Source organism: Vibrio sp. Hep-1b-8 (assembly GCF_006124995.1).
Classification (GTDB): domain Bacteria; phylum Pseudomonadota; class Gammaproteobacteria; order Enterobacterales; family Vibrionaceae; genus Vibrio.
The window spans coordinates 1-4,111 of the sequence record NZ_QEWN01000094.1 but is presented as its reverse complement, the minus strand read 5'-3'; the positions used below and the strand labels follow the sequence as shown (position 1 = coordinate 4,111).

Genomic DNA, 4,111 nt, shown 5'->3' with positions numbered 1-4,111 from the left:
ACCTACAACAGATTGCGGATTACACAGGTAAAGGACATACAGCTAAAATAGGCCAACGACTTGTTATGCTGAGCAAATTGGTCTTTCGAACGCGACATCGTTGGGAGTCCGAAACGATAAAATATAGCCTGTACCTAAACAGATTAAGTCGAATAAGACAGCGTTTTAATTACTGGCTCAATAAAGGGATCAAGCAAATACCAATTCAACGCTATCAAGGTCGCTGCAAAAAACTGGATGAGCATAGCCCAAACTAACCCCAAAATACCATTGACCAACAATGAAGCTGAACGCCGACTTCGTGGCTTTGTCATTCAAAGAAAAATCAGCTACGGCACTACCTCGGATGCAGGCGACAAGTTCCGAGACCGCCTACACTCGCTAATCGAAACTTGTAAAAAGCGAAAGATATCGTCACTTGATACGCTTTCACGCATAGTCAATGCTGTTGTTCGTCAGCAGCCGTACCCAAATGTGCTCGATCTTAAACACACGAGTTTTTACCTAAACACTTAGTCAACACGGTGCTGGTGAACGCTTAGCATTTTCAAGTTGATTGGGTATAGTTAATTAGTAATTAAAATGCCACACGCCAATTATTGTAGGAATTTCCCTGTTCTTTTGTGTTAATTTAATTTTTTGTTTTATATGTAAACATTGAGGAGTAAAATTGGGCGTATTGATCGTTCAGTTTTACTACCTCACTTTCATCATTTAATGTGTGATGGGGTAAGGGTAAAGCATCATTAAATTAATTAAGGTTAAGTTTGTGTTAGCATTCAGGTCGATTATTCCCATTATGGGAGCGATTTTATTCTCAACTCAATCTGCTTTAGGCAGTGAAGTCTCCTCTTTTTATATTGGTTCAAAAGCTGGATTTTCTCATTTCAAAGACGCGTGTGTTGAGTCAAGTAACTGTGACAACAAATCCATATCTTATTCAGTTTATTCCGGCTATCAATTCACTGATAATTTCAGTTTGGAGTTAGAACTTCTCAGCCTTGGTAGTATAAAAAGTTCTAGCGCTTTCGCTGAGTCTATTGGTGCTGTGAGCAGTTTTAAAGTAAGTTATCCTGTTGGTGGTTTTTTCGACTTGTATGGCAAATTAGGTGCTGGGTACCTAAATGTTACTAAAAATCATATCGATATTGATGATATTGACCTAATAACAGCCGTCGGCTTTGAGGTCCCTATTAATAATCATTTATCTTTCTTAGGGGAATATCAATACCTAGATGGAATTGGTAAATCAAACTCGACGGGGCAAGCAGATGTTAATAACTTTCAAATTGGTTTAACTTATCGATTTCCTTCAAATGATGCTTCATTTAAATCGGTTTACTATGAGAGTAGACCAAGTATTAATGAAGAGACAAGACTATATGTCGGAACCTTATTCTTTGATTATAATTCGGACGAACCAAAAGGGTTTAGACAAATAGAGAATGCCATTAGACGAATGTCATTAGCCAATGATAATGTAAGTAGAATTGATATAGTCGGTTATACAGATAACCATGGAGGTTACAAATATAATAAGAGTCTTTCATTAGAAAGAGCTAAGGCTGTGTCTAAGCATTTAAATCAATACGGATTCGATTACGATAAAATGAATATAATCGGTAGAAGCGAAGAGAATCCAATCTTGGAAAACAATACCAGTAATGCTCGCGCAATAAACCGCAGAGTTAATGTTTATTTTGTTAAGTAGGTTTTATTTTGATTAGAATTATTTTTTGTCTGTTACTGTCCGCACTTCTATCTGCTTGCAATAATGGTGATGAAGGTTTATTAGATGGAGTAGATAATTTTAAGCCAGTGCCAGAAGGCGCTCTTACACTAGTGACAAATTCACGCCAGCTAACATTGCCTTTGGGTGTTAACTCTCAACTTGGTGCGAGTGTCATTACTAGTGATAATGAAGTTATAGATGTTACTCTAAATAAATATCTTAATTGGTCTTCTAAAGATGATACATACGCAAGTGTAACCACTTCAGGATATGTAACAACGAATAATATCGGTGAGGTTATCGTTGATGTCTCAGCAGATTATGAGGGGCGTCAATATGCCGATTTCACTCTGGTTACAATTATCAGCCCAGATTCTTTAGACTTGTCTATATTACCATCGCCATTAACGTTATTAAAAAACAGTTCGACACAATTATCCGCCAATATTAACTTTACCTTTGGTGGTAATGAAGGCGAAGTTAATGTTTTAGGTTCGGAGGAACTTACATTTGTTTCAGACGATGAGACGATAGTAAGAGTTGATAACAAAGGTCATGTCACTGGTATTGAAGATGGTAGCGCAATAATCACGGCTGTTTATCAGACCGGTTCTTTGAGGCTTGAAAAAGAAATTGCAGTCACCGTACTTGATGCGGATGTAACAGACTTCCGTATAGAGCGTAGAGGCGATTACATTATTAGAGGTGACCAGCAACAGTTCGATGTGTATGGCACTCTTTCTGATGGTACGCCAGATGTGTTAATTACTGGCGATCATCGCTTGAATTGGAAGATTAATGATTCAATGATCGCAAAGCTAGTTGGAACATCTGGATTGATCGAAGGGGTTCAGTTTGGTGTTACAGAGGTTGAAGTTAGTGGTAATTTTGTTGGAGGCAAAATATCTGACTCAGCGCCAGTTAGTGTAGTACCTTTATACAACCACCCTTTGCAAACTGTTGACACTTCGTTAGTTGAAACTGGGGTAGATATTTATTATACGGATGAGCATGGCAACCCAGTTCCACCTAGCTCCGCTGTTTTTGAGTATTCTACCCCTGAATTCACCTACGCTAAAAGTGAATGTGAATTAAAAGGGCTTAAACTAGTTCAATCTGCTCAACTCTTGAAGAACTTTCTTCAAGAGGGTAATTCTTATTCTGCTAACTGGCCTATAAGCGCTGTAATTTGGACAAGTGAAGAGAGCGGTAATGCGTGGGGTGATGTGAACACTGTGGCTTACGAAAGCTCAGTTGGCGATTTTGTAGTTAACCCAGAACCAACAGATTCTCATAACGTTATTGTTTGTGAGAAAGAGCATATATTTTAATTAGGATGGTTTCGGTGTTTTAACATTTAATTATCAGTGGACTGGTACAATTCAGTCCACGCTGTGATTTTTAGATAAATCATTTTTCCACGCTCTGGTAGGCGATTGTTGTGGTTTGAATTAATCTATTTACAGGGCGTTGTTGATCAAATCAGCTTGAAGATCAACGATGCCATATTTGACTAGCTGCTAGCTTCTGACGGGCATACCTAGTCCTAAGACTTTTTTTATAGCTTTAACATTCGCCATAATTTCACCAACTTGAGCGTTGTAACACCTCAAGCTCAGTTGTAAGCGTTCACCAGCAGTCCATTGACAAAAAGTGTGAGTTAACGCAATTGATCCAACATTCCTAATTGAGTGATCATTTCTAGCCGTCATGCTTAATGCATGAAAAAGAAAAAATCTAAATTCTCATCTTCGCCGCCCGTGGCCTCAGATATCAACGAAGCGAATGCGCTGATTGTTGAGCTCTGGGAGCAGTTGCGCCACTATGAGGACAAGCTCAAAACTAGCAGCGCTAATTCATCCAAATCACCATCATCCGATGGGCCTAAAGAGCGGGCTGAAAGAAAAAAGCTCAAAGCTCTAGTGGTCGCAATCCGAGAGGAGCTACACAAGGTCACTCAGGGCACAAACGACAACTCTCAGAATTAAAACCATCTGATACCTTTGTTGAATGTTACCCAGATAGTGCCTGTTCTTGTTGTGGCGATACGAACCTTAAGATGAGTGATAAACCTTTTTATCGACATCAGGTTCATGAAATTCCCAAACCGACAATGGATATTACCGAGTATCGGCTCTTTTCTGGTAAATGCTCTCAGTGTGGCGAAACCGCGAGGGCCAGAAAGCCGAGCGATATACCTCAAGGCATCATGGGCCCCAATCTATTGAGTCATATCGCGATCTTGGCTGGTCAATATCATCTGAGCGTGCGTAAAATACGCTCTTTACTTAAGGAGCAATTCGGCACTACTTTTTCAATTGGCGCAATCAGTGAAGCTCAAACTCGTGTTGCCTCAATGCTTACCCCACTGCACCAAGC

At 39.5% G+C, this 4,111-nt stretch carries 3 protein-coding genes and 3 pseudogenes; 5 read left to right on the top strand and 1 reads right to left on the bottom strand.

Annotated elements, in window-relative coordinates:
* The 3 genes and pseudogenes from DA100_RS10475 to DA100_RS10465 all read left to right on the top strand — a co-directional run.
* A pseudogene (locus DA100_RS10475) lies at nucleotides 1–516 on the top strand (transposase); the annotation flags it as partial.
* Between the two features lie 253 nt (nucleotides 517–769).
* Nucleotides 770–1,711 (top strand): OmpA family protein, encoded by a 942-nt coding sequence (locus DA100_RS10470; protein WP_171052201.1) that lies wholly within the window; start codon nucleotides 770–772, stop codon nucleotides 1,709–1,711.
* Nucleotides 1,712–1,719: 8 nt separating this feature from the next.
* Complete coding sequence (locus tag DA100_RS10465) at nucleotides 1,720–3,063, top strand: Ig-like domain-containing protein (protein ID WP_171052200.1); 1,344 nt, start codon at nucleotides 1,720–1,722, stop codon at nucleotides 3,061–3,063.
* Between the two features lie 189 nt (nucleotides 3,064–3,252).
* On the opposite strand, the pseudogene DA100_RS20970 reads toward DA100_RS10465, so the two are convergent.
* Nucleotides 3,253–3,354 (bottom strand): annotated as a pseudogene (locus DA100_RS20970) (IS5 family transposase); the annotation flags it as partial.
* Nucleotides 3,355–3,453: 99 nt separating this feature from the next.
* Between DA100_RS20970 and DA100_RS21315 the strand changes: the two are divergent.
* A complete protein-coding gene (locus DA100_RS21315; protein WP_240800883.1) occupies nucleotides 3,454–3,720 on the top strand; it encodes a DUF6444 domain-containing protein in 267 nt (88 codons plus the stop codon).
* Between the two features lie 71 nt (nucleotides 3,721–3,791).
* Nucleotides 3,792–4,111: pseudogene (locus tag DA100_RS21310) on the top strand (IS66 family transposase); the annotation flags it as partial.